The sequence below is a fragment of the Rhodanobacteraceae bacterium genome (assembly GCA_016713135.1).
Classification (GTDB): domain Bacteria; phylum Pseudomonadota; class Gammaproteobacteria; order Xanthomonadales; family SZUA-5; genus JADKFD01.
On the sequence record JADJPR010000003.1, the window covers coordinates 67,440 to 93,558 of the forward strand.

General features: G+C 67.1%; 16 protein-coding genes, 1 other RNA gene and 1 pseudogene. 12 read left to right on the forward strand and 6 right to left on the reverse strand.

Annotation, left to right across the window (positions count from 1 at the left end):
* Positions 1–40: 40 nt before the first annotated feature.
* The 6 genes and pseudogenes from rpoH (at position 41) to IPK27_04585 (ending at position 9,762) form a co-directional block, all read left to right on the forward strand.
* A complete protein-coding gene (gene rpoH, locus IPK27_04560; GenBank protein MBK8066910.1) occupies positions 41–901 on the forward strand; it encodes an RNA polymerase sigma factor RpoH in 861 nt (286 codons plus the stop codon).
* 741 nt (positions 902–1,642) lie between these two features.
* Positions 1,643–2,125 (forward strand): protein-export chaperone SecB, encoded by a 483-nt coding sequence (gene secB, locus IPK27_04565; protein ID MBK8066911.1) that lies wholly within the window; start codon positions 1,643–1,645, stop codon positions 2,123–2,125.
* Positions 2,126–2,137: 12 nt separating this feature from the next.
* Positions 2,138–3,041, forward strand: a pseudogene (locus IPK27_04570) (NAD(P)-dependent glycerol-3-phosphate dehydrogenase).
* A 315-nt stretch (positions 3,042–3,356) separates the two neighbouring features.
* Positions 3,357–5,066, forward strand: coding sequence for a hypothetical protein (locus IPK27_04575; protein ID MBK8066912.1), 1,710 nt, complete (start codon positions 3,357–3,359; stop codon positions 5,064–5,066).
* A 432-nt stretch (positions 5,067–5,498) separates the two neighbouring features.
* The gene (locus tag IPK27_04580; GenBank protein MBK8066913.1) at positions 5,499–6,692 is read left to right on the forward strand and encodes a VWA domain-containing protein; all 1,194 of its coding nucleotides are present in this window, start codon (positions 5,499–5,501) and stop codon (positions 6,690–6,692) included.
* A 655-nt stretch (positions 6,693–7,347) separates the two neighbouring features.
* Entirely contained in the window at positions 7,348–9,762 is a 2,415-nt protein-coding gene (locus IPK27_04585; protein ID MBK8066914.1) for an ABC transporter permease, read from the forward strand.
* 687 nt (positions 9,763–10,449) lie between these two features.
* Here IPK27_04585 and IPK27_04590 read toward each other — a convergent pair.
* Positions 10,450–12,576 (reverse strand): TonB-dependent receptor, encoded by a 2,127-nt coding sequence (locus tag IPK27_04590; protein ID MBK8066915.1) that lies wholly within the window; start codon positions 12,574–12,576, stop codon positions 10,450–10,452.
* A 399-nt stretch (positions 12,577–12,975) separates the two neighbouring features.
* Between IPK27_04590 and IPK27_04595 the strand changes: the two genes are divergently transcribed.
* The 3 genes from IPK27_04595 (at position 12,976) to IPK27_04605 (ending at position 17,861) form a co-directional block, all read left to right on the forward strand.
* Complete coding sequence (locus IPK27_04595) at positions 12,976–14,229, forward strand: DUF1704 domain-containing protein (protein ID MBK8066916.1); 1,254 nt, start codon at positions 12,976–12,978, stop codon at positions 14,227–14,229.
* A 96-nt stretch (positions 14,230–14,325) separates the two neighbouring features.
* Positions 14,326–14,691, forward strand: an RNA gene (gene rnpB / locus IPK27_04600) — RNase P RNA component class A.
* Positions 14,692–14,915: 224 nt separating this feature from the next.
* Positions 14,916–17,861, forward strand: coding sequence for a PQQ-like beta-propeller repeat protein (locus IPK27_04605; protein ID MBK8066917.1), 2,946 nt, complete (start codon positions 14,916–14,918; stop codon positions 17,859–17,861).
* 657 nt (positions 17,862–18,518) lie between these two features.
* On the opposite strand, the gene IPK27_04610 is transcribed toward IPK27_04605, so the two are convergent.
* Both IPK27_04610 and IPK27_04615 read right to left on the reverse strand, forming a co-directional pair.
* A complete protein-coding gene (locus IPK27_04610) occupies positions 18,519–20,351 on the reverse strand; it encodes a carbamoyltransferase (protein ID MBK8066918.1) in 1,833 nt (610 codons plus the stop codon).
* A gap of 76 nt (positions 20,352–20,427) precedes the next feature.
* Positions 20,428–20,565 (reverse strand): hypothetical protein, encoded by a 138-nt coding sequence (locus IPK27_04615; protein ID MBK8066919.1) that lies wholly within the window; start codon positions 20,563–20,565, stop codon positions 20,428–20,430.
* A gap of 295 nt (positions 20,566–20,860) precedes the next feature.
* Between IPK27_04615 and IPK27_04620 the strand changes: the two genes are divergently transcribed.
* The 3 genes from IPK27_04620 (at position 20,861) to tnpA (ending at position 22,864) form a co-directional block, all read left to right on the forward strand.
* A complete protein-coding gene (locus tag IPK27_04620) occupies positions 20,861–21,622 on the forward strand; it encodes a helix-turn-helix domain-containing protein (protein MBK8066920.1) in 762 nt (253 codons plus the stop codon).
* A 5-nt stretch (positions 21,623–21,627) separates the two neighbouring features.
* Entirely contained in the window at positions 21,628–22,020 is a 393-nt protein-coding gene (locus IPK27_04625; protein ID MBK8066921.1) for a response regulator, read from the forward strand.
* Between the two features lie 412 nt (positions 22,021–22,432).
* Positions 22,433–22,864, forward strand: a complete 432-nt coding sequence (tnpA, locus tag IPK27_04630) for an IS200/IS605 family transposase (GenBank protein ID MBK8066922.1) — start codon at positions 22,433–22,435, stop codon at positions 22,862–22,864.
* A gap of 248 nt (positions 22,865–23,112) precedes the next feature.
* Here the strand turns inward: tnpA and IPK27_04635 are convergent, their stop codons facing one another.
* The 3 genes from IPK27_04635 to IPK27_04645 are packed head-to-tail and all read right to left on the reverse strand — an operon-like array spanning position 23,113 to position 25,864.
* Positions 23,113–23,631 (reverse strand): tetratricopeptide repeat protein, encoded by a 519-nt coding sequence (locus IPK27_04635; protein MBK8066923.1) that lies wholly within the window; start codon positions 23,629–23,631, stop codon positions 23,113–23,115.
* 5 nt (positions 23,632–23,636) lie between these two features.
* Positions 23,637–24,911 (reverse strand): dihydroorotase, encoded by a 1,275-nt coding sequence (locus IPK27_04640; GenBank protein MBK8066924.1) that lies wholly within the window; start codon positions 24,909–24,911, stop codon positions 23,637–23,639.
* A complete protein-coding gene (locus IPK27_04645) occupies positions 24,908–25,864 on the reverse strand; it encodes an aspartate carbamoyltransferase catalytic subunit (protein MBK8066925.1) in 957 nt (318 codons plus the stop codon). The genes IPK27_04640 and IPK27_04645 overlap by 4 nt, the downstream gene beginning before the upstream one ends.
* Positions 25,865–26,119: the final 255 nt, after the last annotated feature.

Genomic DNA, 26,119 nt, shown 5'->3' on the forward strand with positions numbered 1-26,119 from the left:
ATCAATCGGTCCGCGAGCCCATCAGATTGAGGAGTTCACGATGAGCAGCCATGCGATGGTCGCGAACAACCTGCCGGTCCTCGGGACGGTCGGCAGCCTTGACTCATATATCGGGGCGGTCAACCGGATTCCCATGCTTGCGGTGGAAGACGAGCAGGATCTGGCCCGCCGTTTCCGCGACGAGGGCGACCTCGAAGCCGCCCGCCAGTTGGTGATGTCCCACTTGCGCTTCGTGGTCCACGTGGCGCGCGGCTATGCCGGCTATGGCCTGGGCATCTCGGACTTGATCCAGGAAGGCAATATCGGCCTGATGAAGGCGGTCAAGCGCTTCGACCCGGGCATGGGCGTGCGCCTGGTGTCCTTTGCAGTGCACTGGATCCGCGCCGAGATCCACGAGTTCATCCTGAAGAACTGGCGCATCGTCAAGGTCGCCACCACCAAGGCCCAGCGCAAGCTGTTCTTCAACCTGCGCCGGGCCAAGACGCGCCTGGGCTGGATGAACGCGCAGGAAGTGCAGGCGGTGGCCAAGGACCTTGGCGTCGATCCGGCCACCGTGGTCGAGATGGAAGCGCGCCTGCAGGGCCAGGACGTCGCCTTCGACGCGCCCGCCGACGACGACACCGATGCGCGCCCGGCGCCAATCGCCTTCCTCGTCGACCAGGCTGCCAATCCCTACGAGAGCCTGGAAACCGAGGACGTCGGCGGCCATCAGCTCGACGTGCTCGCCGAGGGTCTGGAGAAGCTGGACCAGCGCAGCCGGGACATCATCAACCGTCGCTGGCTGGCCGAACCAAAAGCCACGCTGCAGGAACTCGCCGACGAGTACAAGGTTTCCGCCGAACGCATCCGGCAGATCGAGGCGGCCGCGTTCAAGAAGATGCGCACGCTGTTCGCTGACTGATCTGGTGGCAGCGGCAAATCCGGAAGGCGGCGCTTGGGTGCCGCCTTCTGCGTTTCCGGGGTTTGCGAAAGCGGGGCAGGGGGCAAGGGGCAGGGGACCTGCCGTGCGGCGCCACCGGGCATCGTCGATGCATGTGGAGACGGTGAAGGCGGGGCAGGGGTCAGGGGGCAGGGGACCCGCCATGCGGCATGATCGCGCGTCGTCGTGCAGTCGTTCCCGCTTCGGAGAGCCGTCGGAACGCGCGACCAGGCAGGTCCCCCGCCCCCTGCCCCTTGCCCCGCCTTTGATGTTCCCCACCCCGCCCCTTGATTTCCCGCCCCAGCCACCCCACTCCCAATCGGCCGCGGTACGCCGTTTTTCGAACAGCCCAGGGAACCTCTGAACAAGTATCGCGAGCCGCGTTGCGAGTCAGAATCGTCTGCCGCTAGGCGCAGTCCGAAGGTCGTAGCCTTCACTACGATGCCGAGGACTGGAACGACGCGGCGGACGATTCTGGCCGCAACCCTTCGGGACGGGGCTGAATCGGCCTCCAGCGTCGTCAGCCGCCTCGGCCAGAGCGCAGGCTATGACCTTCGGCGACTTCCTCGCTGGAGACCGATTCAGCCGCCGTCGCGGCCGCGAGACTTGTTCAGAGGTTCCCTACCCGTGCGATAATCGCCGGCTCTGTGCGTCGCTTGCAGGCGCCGTAGTCACTCGAACGCGCGCAAGCGCATCCCGCAATTTCCTGAAGGACGATTCACCATGGCCAACGAAGAGAACACCAACGGCGCGAACGGCAACGGCGGCGCGGAAGCCGGCCCGCAGCTCTCGGTGCAGAAGATCTACATCAAGGATTCGTCGTTCGAGGCGCCGGGCGCCCCGCACATCTTCCAGGAGCAGGGCCAGTCGCGCGTCGAGCTGAACCTCGGCCAGAAGGCCACCCAGTTGGCCCCGAATGTCTACGAAATCATCCTGACCGTCACCGTGACCTGCAAGGTCGGCGAGAAGACCGCCTACCTCGCCGAAGTCCAGCAGGCCGGCATCTTCGGTTGCGCTGGCTTCGACCCGCAGCAGCTCGACATGGTCATCGGCACCTACTGCCCGCACGTGGTGTTCCCGTACGCGCGCCAGGCGATCTCCAGCATGATCGAACAGGGCGGCTTCCCGGCCTTCCTGATGCAGCCGATCAACTTCGAGCAGATCTACGCCGACAACCTGAAGCGTCGTCAGCAGCAGGCTGCCTGATCCACGCCGACCGTGGGCGGCATCGCGCGCATCGCGGTCCTGGGGGCCGGCTCCTGGGGCACCGCGCTCGCGGCCTTGCTCGCCCGCAATGGGCTCGACGTCCGCCTCTGGGGCCGTCGAACTGCGGCGCTGATCCCTGTGGGTGAGGCGCTGCAGAATCCGCAGTACCTGCCGGGCATCGACCTGCCCGGCAACATCCGCTACACCACTGAACTTGCCGAAGCCCTGTCCGGCATCGATGCGCTGCTGGTGGTGGTGCCGAGCCACGCTTTCGCCGAAACGCTGCGGATCTGCCAGCCGCACCTGCCGGCGGACCTGGTGGGCCTGTCCTGGGCCTCGAAGGGCTTCGAGCCGGGCTCGGGCGATTTCCTGCATGAAGTGGCCGATCGCATCCTCGGCGAGGCGCTGCCGAAGGCCGTGGTCACCGGCCCGAGCTTCGCCAAGGAAGTGGCGCTCGGCCTGCCAAGCGCGGTCACCGTGCACTCGGACGACGATTTGCGACGGCATGCAACTGGGCCTCAACGCACGCGCCGGCCTGATCACCCGCGGCCTCAACGAAATGCTGCGCCTGAACCTGTGCCTCGGCGGCCGCGCCGAGACCATCATCGGCCTGGCTGGCCTGGGCGACCTGGTGCTCACCTGCACCGGCGACCTCTCGCGCAACCGCCGCCTCGGCCTGGCGCTCGGCCGCGGCACGCCGCTGAAACAGGCAGTGGCCGAGATCGGCCAGGTGGTCGAGAGCGTGCAGACCGCGGACGAGGTCATGCGCCTGGCTGAGCGCCACGGCCTGGACCTGCCGATCTCCTCGCGCGTGCACGCCGTGCTGCACGGCGACACCACGCCGGCGGATGGCCTCAAGTCCCTGCTCGCGCGCGACCAGAAGCCCGAGTACCCGCCGGGGCTGGGGTTGGGTTGAGAGCGGGTGTTGGCATTGGAGCGGGTGTTGGTGTGGGTTGTTGGAATTGGTTAAAGCAGGTTGCCGCACCCGGGCGGTACACCGGAAAGCTGCTGGCGACGACGCGCACGGTGCCGCATCCAAGAACCGACATCACGCTCTTGCCAACACCAACAACCCACACCCACAACCGCTCCTTTTCCCGGCCTGAACGCCCCTGCGCGTAGCCGGTGAAAGTCGGCGATCCTTCAGTTCCGCACGCGCAGGATCATCGGCATGCGCGATCGCTCCGTGCCCGTCGGGGGTGCGGCTTTCGCGGGCATGGCGAGGTCCATCATGAGTCAGCGTTCGCAGGTACTGGCACTGTCTCTTTCCGTGTTGTCCTTGGTCGCGGCGCCGCTGGCGCACGCGCAGTGGTCCGGCACCCGCGGCGCACAATCCGCTTTGTCGCTGGCACCGTCCTACCAGGATGACTACGGCTACTGGCGGCAGCAGATCCGGGTGGCCAGCCCGCAGCGGCGTGCCCGCTGGAACGCGGCGCCTGCGGGCGCGGTGCGGGTCTACCACCGCCGTTTCGATGCGCGCTGGAACTGGCGCAGCGCGCCGCGCCACCGCGTGGTTTACACCTATTACCGCGGCGATCTCTGGTTCCTCGACCCGACCACCGGCTGGGCCTGGAGCATCGACCGCTACGGCATCGTCTACACCGCCGATCCCCATCGCGGCTGGGTCTATTCGCTCGGTCCGTTGACCCGCTGGACCGCGGACCTGTTGTACTTCTTCGACCTCTACCGCTTCGACCGCGGTTACTGGTACTGCCGCGATTACGATTATTTCGTCGACCTGTGGGAAGGCTATCCGCGGCAGGGCTACTACCCCTACGACACCGCATATTCGACGCTGTGGAACTGGGAGCCGTACTGGCGTTCGAACACCTTCATCAGCTACAGCAACCGCTTCAGCACGGTGTGGGTGGGTCAGGTACGGCGGCATTACGACTACATCGAGCACAACCCGCACTACCGCCGCGAGCTGATCGATTCGATCGGCCTGCCGGCGGTGCAGGCGGCGCCGCCGCGCCATGTCTCGCCGCGCGCGGTAGCGACCACGGCCTACTGGGAAGCGCGCGACCTCGCCGCCGCGGGCATGGCGCCGCCGCCGCGCGGCCGCGACACTGGCCGCGGCTATGGCAGCGTCGAAGCGGGCACACTGGTGGATGCGCAGCAAACGCCGTCGCGGGTGGTCGATCCCGGCTCGCCGGCACCTGGATTCAACGCGCCCTTCCCGGATGGCAGCTATGGATTCGGCGTGCGCCCGGGCAATGGCGAACCTGCGCCGGGCGTGGGGCGCGGTCGCGACGAGGGCGCGGGCGCCGGCCCGCCGGTGGCGCCTGGTGGCCGCGACCTGCCGGGATACGAGCAGAAGCCGTCTGATGCAGGGCGGATCGAGCCGCCCAGCGGCCGCGAGCGCGATCCGGGGGACGCGGCGCGCGAAGAGGCGCGCGGCCGAGGCTATCCCTTGAACCAACGCGAACGTGTCGAGGCGATAACGCCGCCGCAGTTCGAGGAGCCGCAGCAGACCCCGCCGAGCCAGGAACTGCAGCGTTTCGAGCACCCGGTCGGCGAGCGCGGACGCGACGACGGCAACCGCAGGCCGCGCGACGAACCGCGCTACGAGGCGCCGCCCGAGCAGCCGCGCTTCGAACGGCAGCGCGAAGAGCCGCGCCTCGAGGCGCGCGAGGAGCCGCAATACCAGAAGCCCCGCGATGAGCCGCGCTTCGAAGTCCGCGAAGAACCGCGCTACGAGGCCCCGCGCGAAGAGCCGCGCTTTGAGGCGCCGCGCGAGGAGCCGCGCTATGTAGCACCGCGCGAGGAGCCGCGCTATGAAGCACCGCGCGAGGAGCCGCGCTATGAAGCACCGCGCGAGGAGCCGCGCTATGAAGCACCGCGCGAAGAGCCGCGCCACGAGGAACAGAGAGACGATCGCCAGGACGAGCGATCCTCCTCGCGCGCAGCCCTGAGCGGACTCGGGGTCCGAGAGGACTGACGAGAGACGGGACTGGCGGTCAGGCGCAGACCCAGGTCCGTGCCTGCCCCCGCCAGATCAAGTGCGCGCAGCCTGACTCGGCTTGGCCTCGGGCCATCCAGCATCCGGTGCAGCCCTGCGTGAGTACCCCCCGCCTTCCAGAACGCTCCCGGCTTCGTACCCTTCGGAGTGTCGGCGCGGAGCCGGGGAAGGTGCCGATACGGCGGTGAACGGATCAAGCGGTGTGGGTGTTGGTTGTTGGTGTTGGAGACGGCAGCATCTGACGCGCGGAGCGGACTCGCGCATTGACGCGCAGTCCAACACCAGAAACCCATACCAACACCGGTGTGGGTGTTGGTTGTTGGTGTTGGAAAGGGCAACATCTGAAGCGCGAGCTCGCGCATTGCCGCTCGTTCCAACACCTGCAATCAACACCCACACCGCTGCAAAGCCATGCTCATCCGCTTCCTCCTGACCCTGCGCGCTTTCGGGCTCAAGATCGGGCTCAACGAGTTCCTGATGCTGCTCGAAGCGCTGAAGCAGGGGCATGCGCAGCTCAGCATCGAGGACTTCCATGCGCTGGCGCGCGCGGCGCTGGTCAAGGACGAGGGCCTCTACGATCGCTATGACCGTGCCTTTGCCGCATTCTTCGATGGCATCGCCAGCCACGTACCCGACTGGCTCAAGGAGATCCCCGAGGACTGGCTGCGGCAGACCTTCGCGCGCGACCTGAGCGACGAGGAAAAAGCACAGTTGCAGGCCTTCGGATCGCTGGAAAAGCTGATGGACGAGCTGCGCAAGCGGATGGAGGAGCAGCAGGGCCGGCACAGCGGCGGCAATCGCTGGATCGGCACCGGCGGCACCTCACCCTTCGGCCACGGCGGCTTCCATCCCGAAGGCGTACGCATCGGCGGCAAGTCGCAGCAGGGCAGGGCGGCCAAGGTCTGGGAGCAGCGCGAGTACCGCAACCTGGATGACGACGTCGAACTCGGCCGGCGCAACTTCCAGATCGCGCTGCGCCGCTTGCGCAAGTTCGCGCGCGAGGGCGCGGCGGAGGAACTGGATCTCGACGGCACCATCGACGCCACCGCGAAGAACGCCGGCTGGCTGGACCTGAAGCTGCGGCCGGAGCGGCACAACGCGATCAAGCTCCTGTTGTTCATCGACATCGGCGGGTCGATGGACGAGCACATCCGCGTCTGCGAGGAACTGTTTTCCGCGGCGAAGGCCGAGTTCAAGCACTTCGAGCACTTCTACTTCCACAACTGCCTGTACGACCGCGTGTGGAAGGACAACCAGCGTCGCTGGCAGGAGACCACGCCGACGCGCGAGATCATGCACAAATACCCGGCCGACTACCGCGTGATCTTCGTCGGCGACGCCAGCATGAGCCCGCTGGAACTGATCGAGCCCGGTGGTTCTGTGGAACGCTGGAACGAGGAATCCGGCATCACCTGGCTCCGGCGCGTGCTCACCATTTGGCCGCGCTGCGTGTGGCTCAATCCCAGCGAGCGCGACTACTGGCACTACACCCCGACCATCGAGCACATCCGCGGCCTCTTCGGCGAGCGCATGTACCCGCTGACCCTGGGCGGGATCGGCGAGGCGATCGATGCGTTGAAGAAGCCGCGGGCGGTAGAAGTGTAGTGCGTAGCGTGGATTGTCGGTGCCGCTGAACCAACGATCAGGCCAGCCAGGCCGTCGATGCTGACGTCACCCGCGCCTGCAACTGATGCGGAGGTCGCCGCTGCCGAGTTCGGTCAGATCGATCGGGGCGCAGTCTGGATTCCCCTGGCCTTTACTGTCTGTCCGAGCTTTTCCTGGTCAGGCTCCGCTGTGTCTTCAGGCCCGGCAAGTCTGGCATCGTCTTCGATTGGATCTTCGAACCCCAGACGCCATCCCGTACGCGCCGACAGGCACCGAAAGGACCGTGATGGGCGGACGCAACGCGGCGGACAGCTTCGAATCCGCTTGAATGCCGCCCGCCCGCGGGCAACCGTCCCGGGCTTCGGCTTCGCTGCTCCAGGCTTGTTGGATGGCATCTCGCGGCGCACCACACTAGCTGTGCCGTGGGCGTGACGGTGGATTCCGCACGGTGAAGCGGGTGCGGGATACACCTCACCCGGGAATCCGCCTTGCGCGGGTTGCCCGCGTGCGAAGTTGAACACCGCTGATCCATTTGCGAACGCGGCCATGCTCGGATTCGCCTCCGCAACTGTCGTTCACGCTCGTAACGCACGCCGCGCGCGGTGGCACGGGGCTTGCGAGAAACGGCGGTGTTTCATCACATGAGGGTATCCAGATGTTGGCCACGGCTCGCTCGGAATTGCTGGCGGCGGCGCGCTCCTTGTGGCGCAGCCCCGGATTTACCCTGACCACGGTCGCCATGCTCAGCATCGGCATCGGCCTGGCGATCTACATGTTCGGGGCCATTCAGAGCTATCTGCTGCGCGAGTTGCCGTTTCCGGATGCCGCTGAACTGGTGCACATCGAGTACGCCGACAGCCGCACCCAGAGCGACAGCATCGAAGTCCCGCTGGGTGATTTTCTCGACTGGCGGAGCGAGCTTCGCCATGTGCAGGGGATCGAGGCGTTCGCGCTCGGGACCATCAACGTGTCCAGCGATGAGGATCGGCCGGAGCGCTATGACGGCGCCTTCGTCAGCGCCGGCAGCTTTCGCACGCTCGGGGTCAGCCCGATGTTGGGGCCGGGCTTTCAGGAGGGTGACGATCGCTACGGTGCCCCGGCGACCGTGGTCATCGGCCATGGCCTGTGGCAACAGCGGTTCAACGGCGATCCGGACATCGTCGGCAAGACGCTGCGGGTGAACAGCCAGTCGGCCCAGGTCGTCGGCGTGATGCCGCAAGGTTTCGCCTTTCCCTTCAACAACGCGGTGTGGGCGCCACTGATGACGCCGAGCCGTTTGCCGCCGCGCGGCAGGCAGCAATCCGTCGAAGTGTTTGCGCGCCTCGCCCAGGGCAGTTCGATGGCCGAGGCCAGCGCCGAACTGGACGCTGCGCTCGCCCGAATCGAGCAAGCCGATAGCAACACGCCGGTGGCCGATCGCGTCGTGGTCAAACCCTACAACGAGGAATTCGTCGGTAGGGCCCGGCAGACGATCGGCGCGATGTTCCTCGCGGTGCTGCTGGTGCTGGCGATCGCCTGTTTGAACGTCGCCAACTTGATGATCGCGCGCGGGGCGCAGCGCAGACGCGAGTCGGCGATCCGCAGTGCCATTGGTGCAAGTCGCGCACGCCTGGTCATGCTTGCGCTCAACGAAGCCCTGTTGATCGCGCTGGCCGCAGTGATCATCGGCAGCACGCTGGCGCTGATCGGCGGGCAGGCCACGATGGACGCGATCAGAACGTCTGCAAATCCGCCGCCCTACTGGATGACGGTTTATCGGTTCGACGCCAGCAGTGCGTTGTTCGCGACCGCCGTTGCCGCCGTCGTGGTGTTGCTGGCCGGGCTGTGGCCGGCATGGCGCTCGGCACGCGTGGCCCAGGCCGACGGCATGAAAGAGGGCGGTCGCAGCACCGGCACACGCCTGGGCAACGGATTGACCATCGTGGAAATCGCCTTGTGCATGGTGCTGCTGGTGTGTGCGGGTTTGACCATTCGCGCCGTGATCGAGCGCCAGAATCTGCCGCTGGCCTATGAGGCAAAGCAGGTTCTGAGCGGACGCGTAGGGTTGTTCGAGGGCGACTACCCGGATCTTGGCGAAGTTCTGCAATTCACCGACAGCCTGCGGCAGCGACTGGCCGCACTGCCCGGCGTTGAGGCGGCCGGCATCACCAGTTCGCTGCCGATGGCCGGCAGTGCCGGCGACTACATCAGCATCGAGGGTGCGGTTGATACGGCCGAGTCGCCGCGACCTGTGGTCATGACGGTATCGGCCGATCCGGGGTTCTTCACCGCCTTGAGCATCCCGCTGCAGCGCGGTCGACTGTTCGATGGCCGCGATGCCCGCGACGCACCGCCGGTCGCGGTGGTTTCGGAGGTGTTCGCGCAGCGCTTCTGGCCAGATGGGGACGCGCTGGGCAAACGCTTCCGCCTGGGTGAGCGCGGCCGCGAAAGCGACTGGATCGTGATCGTCGGGGTCATCCCACATATTCCGCACAACAGCGGCAACCTCGAGGTGGGCGCGCTCTACCTGCCCTTTGCGCAGAAGCCGACACGCTTTTTCAGTCCGGTCCTGCGCGTCAGCGGCGAACCGCTGGCGCTGGCCGAGAGCGTGCGCGCGACGGTGGTTGATCTCGATCGAAACCTGCCGGTGTATTTCCTGCGGACGCTGGATGAATGGGCCGCTATCGCGGCGTTCAATCAACGGCTGATGGCGGCGTTGTTCAGCCTGTTCGGCGCGTTCGCGGTGTTGCTCGCCGCCGCTGGACTGTATGCCGTGCTCGCCTACCAGGTCAGCCTGCGGGTACGCGAGATCGGTGTGCGGCGTGCGCTCGGAGCCAATGACGGCGGCATCGCACGTCTGGTCCTGAGTCAGGGTATCGGCAAGCTCGGCGTTGGGGTGGGTATCGGCCTGGTGCTGGCATTCGGGTTTGCGCAGTTGCTGTCGGGTTTGCTGTTCGGCGTCAGCGCCCTGGATCCCGTGACGTATCTGGGCGTGATCGTGATTCTTGCGCTGGTGACGCTTTGCGCATCGCTGTTGCCGACACGCCGCGCCTTGCGTGTCGCACCGATCGTGGCGTTGCGTCAGGAGTGAGCCGGGGGTTCATCCCGCAGTCCCCGCGCGCGGATTCCGCGCGGTGAAGCGTGTGCGGGATCCACCCTACCCGGGAATCCGCCTTGCGCGGGTCTTGGACCCGTACTGATCAAGCTCAACCAGAGGGCACGCGCCAGCCCACGCGAACGGCCGGCCGACGTCGGTGGCGCGAATGCTGGCGCATCGTCGCACAGGGGCTTATCCCAAGTCGGTGGAATGTCGTGGACAAGCGCGTGCGACGGCCCCGGAGGCACGTGCGGCGCGCGAGATGCCGCTGGCCTTCATCGAGAACCAGGGCCAGCTCGATGCGCGGGTCGCGTGGCCGCTGGATGCGTCGCGCTACAGCCTGTATTCACGCCCCAGGGCCATCGTCTTCGACTGGTGTCAGGCATTGGCGAGCAGGCGCACGCCATCGGTGTCGAACTGGTCGGTGCGCGCACCAGCGCGCGGGCGTGCGGAGGTGAGTTATTTCCGGGGTGCGCGCTCCGAGTGGAAAACCGGCGTTCCCCCGCACGGCCAGATCCGTTACGAGGAACCCTGGCCCGGGATCGAGCTGCGCTACGACAGAGCTCGGTTGAATCGATCTACAGCGTTTCGGAGCGAAGGAGCGCCTTTGCGTGCCGGCACGCTCCGCCCAGAACCCTCAACTCACAGGCAGCCCAGGGCTGCGCGTCTCGCCGCGACCCCTCAGAACTGCCAGCTCACGCCCGCCTGCACCAGCCGCGGTGGGCCTACCTGGATGCCGCGGGTGCGGTCGGCGATGTAGTCGCGGTCGGCGGCGTTCTTGACCGTCAGGAACAGGCCCCAGGGCGCGTCGAGCGGGGTGTAGTTGAGCGACAGGTTGAGCAGCGCGTAGCTGCCGAGTTCGCCGAACTGGCCGGTGGCATCGACATCCGTCCGGTTGGCGAAGTCGCCGGACTGGCGCCCGACATAGACGCCCTCGATGGAGGCATCCCAGGGTCCGATCGCATGGCCGACGCGGATGGTGGCGGTCTGCTTCGGCGCATACGGCAAGCGATTGCCCGGCTCGCTCCCGCCGACGACTGCGCCGCTGGTGACCGAACGCAGGGTGGTTTCCTGGCGCGCGGTGGGCAGCCAGGTCAGTGCGACATTGGCGTAGCTGCGTCCTCGGCCCACCCAGCCATCGCGCGAGAACATGCCGGAGAACTCGAAGCCCTGGTACAGCGTTTCGCCCTCGGCGAGCGGCGTGCTGCCGCCGGCGATCGAGCCGACCACGATCTGGCTCAGGAAGTGGTTGCGGAAGGCGGTCGCCTCGATGCTGTTGCCCGGCGAGAGTTCGGCACGCCAGCCGAGTTCCAGATTGCGGCTGTCCTCGGCATCCACTTCGACATTGCCGCCGTTGCCATCGATGATGTCCTCGGCGCGCGGCGGCGCGAAACCCTTGTGCGCGCCGGCGAACACACTGTGGCGCTCGTCGATGCGGTAGTTGAAGCCCAGGCCCGGAATGATTTCGGTGATGCTGTCTGCGCCGCTGGCGCCATTCAGATCGTTGCGGCGCTCGTATTCGACATGCTCGACGCGCACGGCTGGGACGATCGCCAGCGCGCCGGCTTCGAAGCGGTTGCTGACGAATCCCGAATGCCCGCGGGTCTCGCGGCGCTGGTCCTCGGCCAGGGTGCCGGTGCGCCCGGTGGCGCTGGTCGCGTTGATCTGGCGACGCTCCTGCGACTCCCAGTGCGCGCGGACGCCGGCATTGAGTTCGGAGGGTAGCCCGAAGGCGGTCCAGTCCAGCCGCAGGCGCGGCTCGATGCCGTAGGTGTCGTAGTCGCGCAGCCGCCCTTGGGCCGAGTTGCAGGCGTCGAAGTCGACCCGCTCGCCGCGCAGGCGCGCGTCGCGGAAGGCTGTGCCGCACTGGGTGTCGGTGGTGGTGGACGACTGGCGCCACCAGTCGCGCTCGAAGACGAAGCCGTAGGCGCTGGTGGTCAGCGTCAGCGCTTCGCTGGCGGCCCATTCGTGGGTTGCCGAAACACCGTAGCGGTTGATGTCGAAGTTGGCGTTCTGGTCGAAGCCGTATTGGCGCCCGAAGTTGCGGTACTCGGCCTCGGTCAGGCCCGAGTAGCCCACCTGCGAGTCCTCGCTGAGCCAGGTGCCGCGCAGGGTCAGCGCCTGCAAGTCGCCGATGTCGATCGCGTACTTGAGGTTGAAGTCGGTCTGCTCAAGTTCCAGCGTGTCGCGCGCGCCGTCGCCCTGCTTGCGCACCAGGTCGACCAGGAAACCGCCGCCGCCCACGCTGGCGCGTGCGTTGATGTAATCGCGGTTCCCGGCGGTCAGCGCCAGTTGGCCTTCGAAGTCCTCGGGTGGATCGGGCGTGATGTAGTTGATCACGCCGCCGATGGTCTGCGGGCCGAAGGCCAGCATGCCCACGCCCTTCAACACCTCGATGCGCTCGTAACGGTCGACCGGCGCGTGGTAGTAGCTGGCGTTGTCGCCATAAGGCGCGTAGGCGGCCGGGATGCCGTCCTCCATCAGCAGCACCTTGGTCGAGCGCGTCGGGTTGAGCCCGCGGATGCCGATGTTCGGGCGGATGCCAAAGCCCTCCTCGTCGCGAGTCACGATGCCGGCGACCTTGCGCAAGGCCTCGCTGACCGAGAACACATGGGCGGAGCGGATCTCCTCGGCGTCGATCAGCGAGGCGCTGCCCGGCTGCGCCTTGGCATCGCCCTGTTCGCCGACCACCACCACGCGCGCCAGCTTGCGTGGCGAGTCTCGGTCAGGATCGGGTGACGGGGTGGCGAGGGCGTGCGACAGCGGCAGGGCTGCGCAGATCGCAGCGGACAACAGGCGGCAGGACATCGAGGATTTCCGGGACAAGACCGATGCCGCGCAGCATATTCACCGAAAATCTAAATGACAACCATTCTCGTTGACATGGATCAGGGCCCGTGCCCGTCGGGCTCATCGTGTGGAGCGCGATTTCCGCAGTGCCACCACGGCGAGGCCGGCGCCCATCGCGAGCATGAAGCCGATCACGGCGATGGCGAACTGGCCCTCGGTGCTGGTCAGCAGTTCCTGGAGGATGCGCATGGTGGTACTCCGGTTTGGACTTGCGCAAAAGGGTAGCTGCACCAGATACCGCCGGCTTGAGCGGGATCAATGCGCGCGGGGGCTGTCCGGCGCAGGCGGCTGCGAGCAGAATCGGGCCAGCGCGCTGCTTGTCGAGTCGATCACCTGAACGGGGGAGTGGCCTGGCCGATGGACGAGGAACTGATCCGCTACCGAGACCTGGACGCCGAACTGGTCGCGCTGGTCAAGGACATCAAGATGCTCAGCACGCTGAGCTGGCCCAAGCGCATGCAGGACCAGTTCATCGCCGATTTCAGGGCCGGCAAGCACCAGCTTCCGCAGGTCGAATACAAGAAGTTCAACTTCGGCGACCGCCGCCGCGCGCTGAAGGCGATCGCGCAGCAATGCGACGCGGCGCATCCCATCGGCAACTACCTGCAGCGCACCGCGCACTCCTGGCAGGTGGCGACGCTGCTGCTCGACCATCTCGGCAGCAAGGAGATGACCGAGTACTCGGCGCACCTGTACGGGCGCCCGGGCGACCGCATCGCCGGGTCTGCGGTCAACAACCTCGAAGCTGCGCGCCATTTCATCGGCGCCGCCGACGACATCCTCGGCAACGATGCGCTGGGCGAGGTCGAGTACTGCCTGTCGGCGGAGATTCTCAAGCACGAGATGGAGCACCGGCTGGCCGAGGTCTTCACCCAGCACAAGGTCACGGTGGTGGTCGATCCGGACCTGGTCGCCAAGGCCGCCGCCGGCCCGACCCGTATCCGCCTGCGCCAGAGCACCTGTTTCTCCGAGTACGACCTGTCGCAGTTGCTGGAGCACGAGGCCTTCGTGCACTCGCTGACCTCGCTCAACGGCCGCAACCAGACCAACCTCGGCAGCCTGGGCCTGAACTCGCCGCGCATCACCGCCACCCAGGAAGGCCTGGCGGTGTTCTCGGAACTGGTCACCGGATCGATCGACATCATGCGCATGAAGCGCATCTCGCTGCGCATCCTGGCGATCGACATGGCCCTGCGCGGCGCCAACTTCATCGAGGTATTCAGCTTCTTCCTGGAGCAGGGCCAGAGCGAGGCCGAGAGCTTCACCTCGGCGATGCGCGTATTCCGCGGCGCGCCCACCGAGGGTGGCTCGGCCTTCACCAAGGACACCGTCTACCTGCACGGCCTGCTCAGCGTGCACACCTTCTTCCGCTGGGCCCTGCGCAGCGGCAAGCTGGAACTGGCGCAGCATCTGTTCGCCGGCAAGATGACCCTGCAGGACGTGGTCGAACTGGAACCCTACGTGCAAAGCGGTTTTATCGACCCGCCGATGTACCTGCCGCCGTGGATGCGCCGCACCAACGGACTCGCCGGGTATCTTTCCTTCTCGCTCTTCGTCAATCGAATCCGCCTCGACCAGGTCGAGCGCGAGCATGTGCTGATGGGTGTGTGAACGGCCGCTTGTGCGCTGTGAGCTGTGCCGCAGAAGCCATGAAGCCGGACAACACTTGCGCCGGGAACCCCGCTACACTCCGCGTCCCCGCCGATCCGGCGTTGGTCAAACGGTCGCGGTGCGGCCCGCAAGGGTGCGTATCGAGGAAAGTCCGGGCTGCACAGGGCAAGGTGCCAGATAACGTCTGGGGGGCGAGAGCCTACGGACAGTGCAACAGAGAGCAGACCGCCAGCGGCCCGTCGCAAGGCGGGAGCGGGCAAGGGTGAAACGGTGCGGCAAGAGCGCACCGCGTCGGTGGCAACACGCGACGGCATGGCAAACCCCACCTGCAGCAAGGCCGAATAGGGGGAGCATGGCGCGGCCCGCGTCTTCCCCGGGTAGGCTGCTTGAGGCCAGCGGCGACGCTGGTCCCAGAGGAATGACCGTTCACGACAGAACCCGGCTTATCGACCGACCCGGGCGGCGGGGGCTTTTTCCCGGTGTTGCTTGTGGCTGCGCAAGGGCCCGATTTCGGTTGCTGGTTTCTGGTCGTTGGCAGCAAACGTGCACGGCGCCTCCAGCTGCCGGTTTCTGCACGCCGTTGCCGCCAACAACCAGCTCTCGGAAGGTGCGCGAAGCTTCTCCGACACCTGGCAATTCATGTTGCAGACTGTAATATCGCCCGTTTTCGTCGGCCCAAATTGCGCATGCGCCTGCACCTCCTGTTGACCGCCCTTGCTGTTGCCAACCCGGCTTACGCGCAGATCGAGCCGATCTGGTCATCCACCGAATCCGAGGTCATTCCCTACGCCGCCCAGTTCGGCCGCACCGAGCATGTGCTGCTGCAGGACGGCAACGCCTTCATGGTCGCCAGCGAGACCAGTCGCGACGGGCTCGCCAGCAGCGTGAGGCTCGCCATCGATGGCAGCGCGGTGACCGGCCAGTTCGGTCACCAGCCGATCGCCGGCGGGCGCCTGTCGCCGGAGGCGGTACTCGCGACGCAGGGCGATCGCGTGCTGCTGGCGATGACCGAACTCGACAACACGCGGGCGCTGGTGGCGATGGTCGACACCGCCGGGAACCTGCGCTGGGTGCGGCCGCGTTACGCCGGGCAGGCGCGCTTTCTCGCCAATGGCGACGTCCTGCTGGCGTCGGGCAATCGCCTGATCCGCGTCAACGGCAGCGATGGCGACACCATGTGGGTGCGCAACCTGCTCGAACTGCATCCGCATGCCGGCTCGGTCGCTTTCCAGTTGCCGACGGCCATCGACACCCTCATTCCGCTGTCGCTGTCCTTCAGCATCGGCACGCCGGACGGCGTCGGCATCCACCCCGATCCGCTGCTGGTGTCGCTGGACGCCGCCAGCGGCGCGGTGCAATGGTCGCTGCCGCGGGCGCCAGGCGCGGCGCGGGTGTTCGAAGCCTGTGCGCCGGTGAAGCTCGCCAGCGACACCGTGCGTGCCTACTTCGAAATGACCAACGGACAGGTCGATGCGGTGCTCGAGCGCCGCAACGATTTCAACGGCACGCTGCTGTGGTCGACGCGGGTGCCTGCCGTGGACTACAGCAATGGACCGTGCGCGCTGGAGTCCAGCAACAGCCTGGTCGCGCTGTCGACGCACGACGAAGTCACGCAATCGACGCTGGTGGCGCTCGACCATGCCGGTGGCCTGCGTTGGCGGACCACGCTGCCAAGCACGCTGCCCGCAAGCCTGCGCGCGGCGGCCGATGGTGCAATCCTGGTGGCGACCCAGCAAGCACTCGCAGGCGGTCTCGGCACCGTCGCGCAGCGCCGACGCGTCAGCGATGGTGCGGTCGACTGGTCGGTCGAGATTCCCGCGCGCAATGTCGACTGGCGCCTGGTCGGCAGCGAGTTGCGCATCGCGTGGTCGCTCGACAACCTGCAATCCGAGCTGCATCTGGAGCGACGCGTGGCGGCGACCGGCGCGCTGATCGATGCGCACAGCGCCCTCGCACAAGCGCAGGCGCGGCGTCGCGCCGATGTCGAGTTCGTCGGCATCGAGCCCTACGCCGCGATGGCCGGCCTCGGCCCCGACCAGCGCGGCGTGCGCGTGCGCCGGCTCGATCCGGACACCGGCGCACCGATCTGGGAGCAACTGCTGGAACTCGACGAGTATCCGTCGCGCATTGATGCGGTCCGCGTGCAGGGCGGTGCGGCCTCACGCCTGCTGGTGCACGTGGTGTATGTCGACAGCGATCTGCTGCGACCGGCGCTGCGCCAGGCGGTGCTCAGCATCGACAGCGCCAGCGGCGCGCTGCTGTGGCAGTCCGCGTGGCGGTCGTCGCCGTTCGGAATCCGCAGCGTGGTTTCTGGCCCCAATGGCGAAGTCCACGTGGTCCATCCCGAGTGCATCGACCCGCCGGCGTGCACCCAGGAATTCGAATTCGTCGCGAAGCTGTCCCCGCTCGGCGGACAGGTGCTGTGGGACGTGCCGGTGCCGAATTTCACCACCCTGCTGGGTGCGCGCGCGCTTGACCTGGTGGTGCTGGGTGGCGGCGGCATCGGCATCCTCGGCGCCGCCAGCGGCGACGCGCTGTGGTCGCAACCGGTCGCTGGTGCCCTGCAGTCGATCATCGCCGCGGCCAACGGCGATCTCTACACCTCCCGCCAGGTCACCACCTCAGGCCAGTCGCGCAGCTTCGTCGAGCGCCGCTCCGGCGTCGATGGGCTCGCCATGTGGAGCGTCGATCCGGGCGCACCCGGTGCCCGCGTGTCCGGGCCACTGATTGCCACGCTGGCGGACGGCGACCTGCTGCTGAGCGCGCGGCTGCTCGGCACCGAGCCGGGCCAGTCGGGCGTGAGCCGGCCGCTGCTCGCACGCATCGACAGCGCGAGCGGACAGGTCGAATGGAGCGTGAATCCGACGCTGCAGAATGGGCGCTGGATGAGCGTGCGCCCGGTGGAGGGAGGCAGCGTCTCGCACCGTTGGGCGCGCAGCCTGCGCTACCAGGGCAGCGTGGACTTCGAAGTCGAGGAGCGCCTGGCGTTGACCACCGTGGCCCTCGCCGATGGCTTCATCGGCGCCGAACACCAATATGCGCAGGCCTACGACCCGCCGCTGGCCTCGCGCATCCTCGGCAATGGCCTCCTCACCCGCGTCACCGCGACCGGCTCGCCGATGGTGGAGAACTACACGGTCGGCGCCAACGGCATCGACCTGCCGCGGCTGGAACGCTGGCCGGCAGGCGGCACCAACCATGGCGATCTGCGCCTGCACCTGCTCGGCGAGCCCGGACGGATCACGGCGCAGGGCGCATCGACGTCGGTCGAAATCGAGATCGAGAACGCGTCGCCCGGCGCCGTCAGCGATGTCCTGGTCGGATTCGCGTCCACCCGCGATGGCCTGATCGCCCAGTTGCGCGGCTGCGAGTTGACCGTCGGCGTTGGCACCTGCCCGATCGTGATCAACAGTGGCATCGACCAGGTCGTCGCCCTCGGCAGCGGCGCCAGCATGCGGCTGCGCTACGACATCTCCGATCCCGACTTCCAGCCCAGGCAAGCGCGCGGCGGCGACGGCGCGCGCGGCTTGTTCCACATCGATCCGCCCTACGCCTTCGGCGATCACGACCTCGGCGACAACCTCGCCGAGATCCGCATGGCATTGGGTGGGACATCGATCGGTTTCGAATGACCGCGACAGGGATCGCGCGCGAGCGCGCTCCTACAGATTCGCCGTCAGCCCGGAGGTGACCATAGGAGTCCCGGCCATCCCTGTTGGTGCGCTGATTCGCGCCACATACTGAGTGGCGGTTCCGTTGAACATTTTTCTTGTCCTTTGCGGACAAAGTGCTGTTTTTCAGCCCCTTGCGTCATGTTTGGTGAGAGTCCCGGTCGCCCCTGCCGGTGCGCTTATTCGCGCATCGAACCGTGACTCTCGCAAGATCGCGGACTGTGTTTTTGGACGCAAAGGACGCAAAGGACGCAAAGGACGCAAAGGAAATCAAACGCGATACAGCGCTGGGGTATCCCCGGCACTTGCTGTCTTTGCGTCCTTTGCGTACTCAATCACAGGGTCGTCGTTTCGCACGGGCTGAAAATGTATGAAATTCAACACCTTGGCGCATGTTCGGTGAGAGTCCCGGTCGCCCCTGCCGGTGCGCTTATTCGCGCATCGAACTTCTTCGCGACCCGCGCCACTTTTCTTGTCCGCAAAGGACGCAAAGAACGCAAAGGAAGCGAAAGCGGTTTCCGCTCTTCTTTGCGTCCTTCGCGTCCTTTGCGGACAAACTGCTCTTCAGATCAATGAGTTATCGGATGTTTGGTAAGAGCGCGCGCGGTGCTCCTGCGCTCAATCCGCCGGCAGCAGGTGCGCGTAGTCGCGCGCCAGCGCGGCGGGCTGTTCGGACTTGACCAGATAACAGTTGCCGATCGCCAGGCGGTCGAGATGCGTGCCCATGAAGCAGCGGAAGGCGTCTTCGGGTGAGCCGACCACCGGTTCGCCGCGCACGTTGAAGCTGGTGTTGACGAGTGTCGGGCAGCCGGTGAGCTGGCGGAACCGCGCAAGCAGCGCGTGGAAGCGCGGCTGGGTGTCGGCGCGAACGGTCTGAACGCGCGCCGAGCAATCCACGTGGGTCACCGCGGGAATGGTCGAGCGGATCTGCTTCAGGCGGTCCAGGCCGGTCGCAGCTGCGTCCACCGGCAGGCGGCAGTGCTCCGCGACGGGCGCGACGATCAGCATGTACGGGCTTTCCGCATCCAGGTCGAAGCAGTCGCGCGCATGCTCCGCGAGCACCGCCGGCGCAAACGGGCGGAAGGACTCGCGGAACTTGACCTTGAGGTTGAGCACCGACTGGGTGTCGCTGCGGCGCGGATCGGCCAGGATCGAGCGGTTGCCGAGCGCCCGCGGGCCGTACTCGGCGCGCCCCTGGAACCAGCCTATTGCCTGGCCGTCGGCCAAGTCGCGCGCTGCCGCGTCGATCAGCTCGTCGTCGCCCAGCCGGCGAAACACCGCGCCCAGGCGGTCCAGCGTCGCGGCGATTTCATCGTCCGCGAATGCCGGGCCCAGGAAGGCGCCGGACATCCCATCGCCGCCGGCGCCGGCAGGCGTGCGCGGTCGATCCTGCGCCCGGTGCCAATGCGCCAGCGCGGCGCCCAGCGCGCCGCCGGCGTCCCCCGCGGCAGGCTGGATCCAGATCGCATCGAAGCCGGCCGCGCGCAGCAGCTTGCCGTTGGCGACGCAGTTTAGCGCCACGCCGCCGGCGAGGCACAGATTGCGCTCGCCGGTTTCGCGACGGAGCGAGGTGGCCAGGCGCATCACGATGTCCTCGGTCACCTGCTGGATCGACGCGGCGAGGTCCAGGTGCCGCGGCTCGATAGCCGCCTCCGGCGCGCGCGGCGGACCGCCGAACAGCGCATGGAAGCGCGCGTTCGTCATGGTCAGCCCGGTGCAGTAGTCGAAGTACCCGAGGTCGAGGCGGAAGCTGCCGTCGTCCTTGATGTCGACCAGGCGCTCGCGGATCTGGCGGGCGTACTTCGGCTCGCCGTAGGGCGCCAGGCCCATCAGCTTGTACTCGCCGGAATTGACGCGAAAGCCGCAGTAAGTGGTGAACGCCGAATACAGCAGGCCCAGCGAATGCGGGAAATGGATCTCGCGGAAGATGTCGAGCCGGCTGCCGTCGCCGATCGCCGCGGTGGTGGTCGCCCACTCGCCGACACCGTCCATCGTGAGCACCAGCGCGCGGTCGAAGGGCGAGGGATAGAAGGCGCTCGCGGCGTGCGAGAGATGATGCTCGGAGAAGGCCAGCGGTGCCTTCAGTGTCTGCGCACCGCCGGCGACGGCGGCGAGTTCGTCGGCGATCAGCTTCTTCTGGAACAGCTTGTCGCGCAGCCAGATGGGCATTGCCATGGCAAAGCTGGCGAAGCCGCGCGGCGCGAACGCGAGGTAGGTTTCCAGCAGGCGCTCGAACTTCAGGAAGGGCTTCTCGAAGAACACCACCTGGTCGACATCGGCCAGCGCCACGCCTGCCTCCCGCAGGCAATAGCGCACCGCATGCGCGGGGAAGCGTGGGTCGTGCTTGACCCGGCTGAAGCGCTCTTCCTGGGCCGCGGCCGCGATGCACCCGTCCCTGAGCAGCGCGGCTGCGCTGTCGTGGAAGTAGGCCGAAATTCCGAGGGTCAGCATGGGGCGAGGTAGTCGCGAGCAGGTCGCGGATGATGCCACCGGCGCGTCACCGCGACGTGCGCATGCGGTGCGCGGTTCAGTCGCCGCCGTAGACCTGGAAGGCGGTCAGCGGATCGATGCCGCCCGGGCGGAGCGCGCGATCGGCGCGCGCGACGCCGCCGACGCCGCGGACCGGGTCGTCGCCGCCCCGGTCTGCTCGCCACATCGGTCGCATGGCTGGCGCTGCCGGCAAGCAGCAGCGCGGCGACGGTCCAGCACCGCACACCGCATGCGACCGCAATCGGCTTCGGCTTCGCTGGGGACACCCCGGACTCCGGCAAGCGACAGGCGCCCGGCGGGCGCGACGGCCACCGGCCACCGCGCCGCCTACGCCTTCTGGCCACGCCGGGTTTGATCGAACCCCATGTTGTTACCCGCTGTTACCGAGCGTTGCCGGAACACGCAGGCTTCGTTGCAGGGCTTTGCCTAAGGTTCACTTCAAGTTTCGGGAACATGCATGGGAGAGCGAGATGGCGATCATGGCGGCCAAGCGGTGCGAGTCGGGAGTCTGCGGACATTGCGCGCAACCATGCGTTCTGGGCACGCTGTCGAGCGGCCTGCGCCTTGATCTGCGCGACTTCCCGGATCTGAAGGAACGTCACCTGGCGCGTGGCGACTACCTGTTCCACGCCTCGGGCAATTTCGAGTCGCTGTATGCGGTCCGCAGCGGCATGCTGAAGGTCTCGGTGCTGACCGAGGATGGCCGCGAGCAGATCACCGGCTTCTTCCTGCCGGGCGATCTGGTCGGACTGGACTCGGTGGGCTTGCGCCATCACGCCAGTTCGGCGGCAGCGCTCGACGAAACCGTGGTCTGCGAACTGCCGTTCGCGCTGTTGGAGCGCCATGGCCAGTCGGTCCCGCGGATCCAGGCGGCGCTGTTCCGCATGCTCTCCGGCCAGATCCGCCGCGAGCAATCGACCCTGCTGCTGCTCGGTTCGCTGCGCGCGGAAGAGCGCCTGGCGCAGTTCCTGATCGACCTGGCCGAACGCGTGCACACGGACAACGCCTGCGGCACGGCGATCGGCATGCCGATGACGCGCGAGGAGATCGGCAGCTACCTCGGCCTCAAGCTGGAAACGGTCAGCCGCACCTTGTCCAAGATGCACCGGGACGGCGTGATCGAAGTGGTCAAGCGTGGTGTGCGCATCCGCGAGGCGAACAAGCTGCGCGTGCTCGCCGGCCTCAACGTCAAGTCCGCTGGGTTGGCCGCGCCGCGTCGCCTTGGACACTGAGACCCATGGTCCACACCGACCACACTCTGGTGACGCCGCTGATCGGCGTGGTTGAGCCCGACGCCGATGTGCGCGAGTTCATCCAGTCGCTGCTCGAACGCGCCGGCTACCGTTGCGAGGGATTCGTCAGCGCCGAGCGCTTCGAGCGCTCGCTGGCCACGCGTCACTTCGACTGCGTGATCACCGACAGCGACCTGCCGGGCATCGGCGGCCTCGAATTGGCGCACCGCCTGCGCGCGCAGCGGGTGCCGGTTCCGGTGATGTTGCTGACCTCGGACAACGGCGCCGACATTGAGCGAGCCGCCTCTGCCGCCAAGGTGGTCAGGGTCCAGAAGAAGCCGCTCGGCGTGAAGGATTTCCTGCAATCAGTCGAGCAAGTGGCGCACGGGCAGCATTGAGCTTGCAGTCGCATCGCACCCAAAGATGCGCGTAGCCCGGCGGTACGCGCGCAGCGCGTTCCCCGGGTGCTTGCCGCCTATCGCAGGCGGTGAATCGCTGCGCGATACACCGCCCTAAGAAAAATCAATGATTTGCGACATGTCGGTGAGAGTTCCGGTCGCCCCTGGCGGTGCGCTTATTCGCGCATCGAACTGGAGGGCACGAGGCCACGAGGGCAAGAGGGCACGCAAGAGCCGGTTCGGTGCGAAGGAGCGCCTTTGGTTGCCCTCGTGCCTTCCGAATTATCATTTCTAAGCAGCAGGGGAGTTCCCCCGGCTCTGCCGGGGTGGCAGTAGAAGTTTGACGTTTGCTGGAGTCCATCGCGGAGACTCCCGTCGTGAGCCGCCAAGCACACGATGAGGAGAAACCGCGATGGACAAGTATCGAAGTTTAAATCACACGCAGTGGGAGTGCCTGTACCACGTCGTGTTCATACCGAAGTGCCGCCGCCGCACGTTGTACGAGGGACTGCGGAAGTATCTCGGGAGTCTGTTCAAGGAGTTGGCTTCGCAGAAGGAAAGTGAGGTGGAGGAGGGGCACTTGATGCGCGACCATGTGCACATGTTGCTTCGGATTCCGCCGAAGTACGCGGTGTCGAACGTGGTGGGATACATCAAGGGTAAGAGCGCGATCCACTTGGCGCGGGTGTACGGAGAGCGCAAGCGGAACTTCGTGGGGCAGCACTTCTGGGCAAGAGGCTACTTCGTTTCGACCGTTGGCGCTGACGAAGCGGTAGTGCGCGCGTACATTCGGAACCAGGAAGCTGAGGACACGCGACTGGATCAGTTGGAGCTACTACGGTGAAAGACCACCTTCAGGTGGCGCCAATGATGTGGGGACGTGTCAACGTCCCCGCCTAGCCGCTTTGAGCGGCTCACACATTTAAAGCCCCCGGCTCTGCCGGGGGATACTTACATCAATGACTTGCGACATTTCGGTGAGAGCGGCTTCAGCCCCGATCCCTGCCGGCGGCTGCCAGGAAAAGATCGCCGACCGAGTCGATTCCCAATGGCCTGCGAGCGTCGCTGCCCACAACCCACAACCCACAACCCTCAGTACCTGGGCAGTGCCTGCACCGGGCAGCGCTGCGCCCGCTCGCGGGCTGCTGCGGAGGTGGTGGCGTCGCCCAGCGCATCGCGGCTTTCCGCGATCAGCAGCCAGTTGCGCATGCACCATTCGCCGATCCGCGAGCCGAGGTCGTAGCTCTTCATCGCGAGCTTCTCGGCGTCGAGGAATTTCTCGCTGCGCAGCAGGGCCTCGGCCTTGAGCTGCCACAACCGCGGGTTTTCCGGCTCGATGGTCAGCGCTTCTTCGATCCTGGCCACGGCCTTGGCGTGCTCGCCGCCCTGTTCGAGTCGTACCGCATCAGCCAGCAGGAGGTCGACCGCCGGGTTCTGCAACGGAGCGATCTCCACTGCCGAGCGTGTCGTGGTCGCCGCGGAGCGCAGTTCGGCGACGCGGTCGCGCGGCGGCGGGGGCGGCGGCTCGGGCGGTGGCGGTGGCGTGCTGGCGCAGCCGGCGAGCACGGCCAGCAGGGCGGCGGTCCAGATCGGGCGGGTCCAGGTGTTCATGCCAATCAACGTATCCACAAACGGTCGGCGATGGCCGCGAGGTCGACGCGGCCTGGAATGCGCCAGCCACGGAAGGGCGTGTTCTTGCCGCGGCTGGCCATGCTCCCGGCGTCCAGCGTGCGTTCGCTCGTCGCATCGATCAGCACGAAGTCCGGCACCGCGCCCTCGTCGAGGGTGGGCGCCGGCAATCCGAGGATGCGCCGCGGCGCGAGCGCTGCGCGTTCGAGCCAGGAGGCGAGCGAGAGTACGTCGTCGTCGATGAGTTTCAAACCCAGACCCAGGAAGCTGTCGACCCCGGACGCGCCGGGCTCGGCGGCCGGGAAGGGGCGCAGCTTGGCATCCGCATCGTGCGGCTGGTGATCGCTGCAGACGGCGTCGATCGCGCCGCTGGCCAGCCCGCGGCGCAGCGCGTCGCGATCGTTCGCCGTGCGCAGCGGCGGCAGCAGGTGCGCATCCGCACGGAAGGGCAGGACGTCGTGCTCGTTCAGATAGACCTGCGGCATGGCCACATCGGCGCTGACGCGCAGGCCGCGCGCCTTGGCCTCGGCGATCATGGCCACGCTGCGCGCGCAGGACAAACGGCCGAAGTGGGCGCGCACGCCGGCTTCCTCGACCAGCATCAGGTCGCGCGCCAGCGCCAGGGTTTCGGCGGTCTCCGGAATTCCGGGCAGGCCCTGCAGCGCTGCGACCCGGCCCTCGTGCGCCACGCCGCCGGCGCCGATCCAGGGATCGACGGCCTGCAGGTGTACCGGCAAATCGAGCGAGGCGGCGTACTGCAGCGCGCGGCGCAGCAGGTTGGTATTGCCGATCGCGCGCCCGATGTTGCCCACCGCGATACAGCCGGCGGCGCGCAGCGCGCCCAGCTCGGCCAGCGATTCCTCGCCGAGATCGCGCGTCAACGCGCCGATCAGGTGCACCGTTGCGCCGCGGCCCTCACGTGCGCGGCGCAGGATCAGCTCGACCACCGCGGTCGAGTCGACCGCCGGGCGGGTGTCCGGCGGCAACACCAGGTGGGTGATGCCGCCGAGCAGCGCGGCGGTCGCCTCCGAGCGGATGTCGGCCTTGTGCGTGGCGCCGGGTTCGCGCAGCCGGGCGGCCAGGTCGACCAGGCCAGGGATCAGCCAGCGGCCGCTGCCATCGACCTCCTCCGCGCCGCGGCAGCGGGCAGGTTTGGGATCGAGGCCGTGCACCAGCCCGGATTCGAACAGCACGTCGGCGACCCGGTCCAGGCCGAGGTGCGGGAAACAGATGCGGGCGCCGCGGATGACGACCTTGTTCATGCCGGCACCTGTGCGCCAAGGATGTGGGACATCACCGCCATGCGCATCGCCAGGCCGTTGCTGACTTGCTCCAGGATCACCGACTGCGGGCCATCGGCGACCTCGCTGGCGATTTCCACGCCGCGGTTCATCGGCCCCGGGTGCATCACGATGCAGTCCGGCTTCGCCAATTTCAGCCGCTCGGCCGACAGCCCGTAGCGGCGGAAGTACTCGCCCTCCGACGGCAGGAAGGCGCCGCGCATGCGCTCGCGCTGCAGCCTGAGCATGACGATCACATCGGCGTCGGCCACGCCCGCATCCATGTCGGTGTGCACGCTCACGCCGAGTTCCTCGATCGCCGGCGGCAGCAGCGTGCGCGGCCCGACCACCCTGAGCTCGCCCGCGCCGAGGATGCCGAAAGCGCGCAATTCAGAGCGCGCGACGCGCGAGTGCAGCACGTCGCCGACCACCGCGATGGTCAGATCCTCGAAGCGCGGCTTGTGCCGGTGGATGGTGTAGGCGTCGAGCAAGGCCTGGGTCGGGTGCGCGTGGCGGCCGTCACCGGCGTTCAGCACCGCCACGCCCGGTGAGGCATGCTCGGCGATGAAGTGCGCCGCACCCGAATCGGGGTGGCGCACCACGAACATGTCGCAATGCATCGCCTCCAAGGTCGCCAGGGTGTCCAGCAGGCTCTCGCCCTTGCTGGTGGACGAGGAAGCGACGTCGAGGTTGACCACGTCGGCGCTGAGACGCTCGGCGGCCAGTTCGAAGGTGGTGCGGGTGCGCGTGGAGGCCTCGAAGAACAGGTTGAGGATGGTCCGGCCGCGCAGCAGCGGCAACTTCTTGTTGCCGCGCAACGCCACCGAGCGCAGCGAATCGGCTGCTTCGATCAGGTCCTGGATCAGCCTGCGCGGCAGCCCGTCGATGGTGAGCAAATGGCGCAGGCGGCCATCGGGAGTGAGTTGAAGATTCATGGCGACCTCTGGAGGGCACGAGGGCACGAGGGCACTAGTGTGGTGTTCCGTAATTAAGTTGAAGAAATTTCCGATGAATTTTGCGGCGAGGCAAGGCGAGAGGAGGAGTCATCGCAGGGCTATGGCGACGACGAGCAACGCCGTATCGGCGCAAAAGGCGCGGAAATAATTCAAGGTATTTACGGAACACCACACTAGGGCAGGCAAGCGCGCGGGATTCAGGCTGCTCTCGCGCCTTGGTGCCCTGATGCCCCC

Excerpts from the sequence above, each read along its gene's own strand:
- rpoH (MBK8066910.1), top strand. The coding sequence starts at position 41 with ATGAGCAGCCATGCGATGGTCGCGAACAACCTGCCGGTCCTCGGGACG.
- secB (MBK8066911.1), top strand. The coding sequence starts at position 1,643 with ATGGCCAACGAAGAGAACACCAACGGCGCGAACGGCAACGGCGGCGCG.
- IPK27_04575 (MBK8066912.1), top strand. The coding sequence starts at position 3,357 with ATGAGTCAGCGTTCGCAGGTACTGGCACTGTCTCTTTCCGTGTTGTCC.
- IPK27_04580 (MBK8066913.1), top strand. The coding sequence starts at position 5,499 with ATGCTCATCCGCTTCCTCCTGACCCTGCGCGCTTTCGGGCTCAAGATC.
- IPK27_04585 (MBK8066914.1), top strand. The coding sequence starts at position 7,348 with ATGTTGGCCACGGCTCGCTCGGAATTGCTGGCGGCGGCGCGCTCCTTG.
- IPK27_04590 (MBK8066915.1), bottom strand. The coding sequence starts at position 12,576 with ATGTCCTGCCGCCTGTTGTCCGCTGCGATCTGCGCAGCCCTGCCGCTG.
- IPK27_04595 (MBK8066916.1), top strand. The coding sequence starts at position 12,976 with ATGGACGAGGAACTGATCCGCTACCGAGACCTGGACGCCGAACTGGTC.
- IPK27_04605 (MBK8066917.1), top strand. The coding sequence starts at position 14,916 with ATGCGCCTGCACCTCCTGTTGACCGCCCTTGCTGTTGCCAACCCGGCT.
- IPK27_04610 (MBK8066918.1), bottom strand. The coding sequence starts at position 20,351 with ATGCTGACCCTCGGAATTTCGGCCTACTTCCACGACAGCGCAGCCGCG.
- IPK27_04615 (MBK8066919.1), bottom strand. The coding sequence starts at position 20,565 with ATGCGACCGATGTGGCGAGCAGACCGGGGCGGCGACGACCCGGTCCGC.
- IPK27_04620 (MBK8066920.1), top strand. The coding sequence starts at position 20,861 with ATGGCGATCATGGCGGCCAAGCGGTGCGAGTCGGGAGTCTGCGGACAT.
- IPK27_04625 (MBK8066921.1), top strand. The coding sequence starts at position 21,628 with ATGGTCCACACCGACCACACTCTGGTGACGCCGCTGATCGGCGTGGTT.
- tnpA (MBK8066922.1), top strand. The coding sequence starts at position 22,433 with ATGGACAAGTATCGAAGTTTAAATCACACGCAGTGGGAGTGCCTGTAC.
- IPK27_04635 (MBK8066923.1), bottom strand. The coding sequence starts at position 23,631 with ATGAACACCTGGACCCGCCCGATCTGGACCGCCGCCCTGCTGGCCGTG.
- IPK27_04640 (MBK8066924.1), bottom strand. The coding sequence starts at position 24,911 with ATGAACAAGGTCGTCATCCGCGGCGCCCGCATCTGTTTCCCGCACCTC.
- IPK27_04645 (MBK8066925.1), bottom strand. The coding sequence starts at position 25,864 with ATGAATCTTCAACTCACTCCCGATGGCCGCCTGCGCCATTTGCTCACC.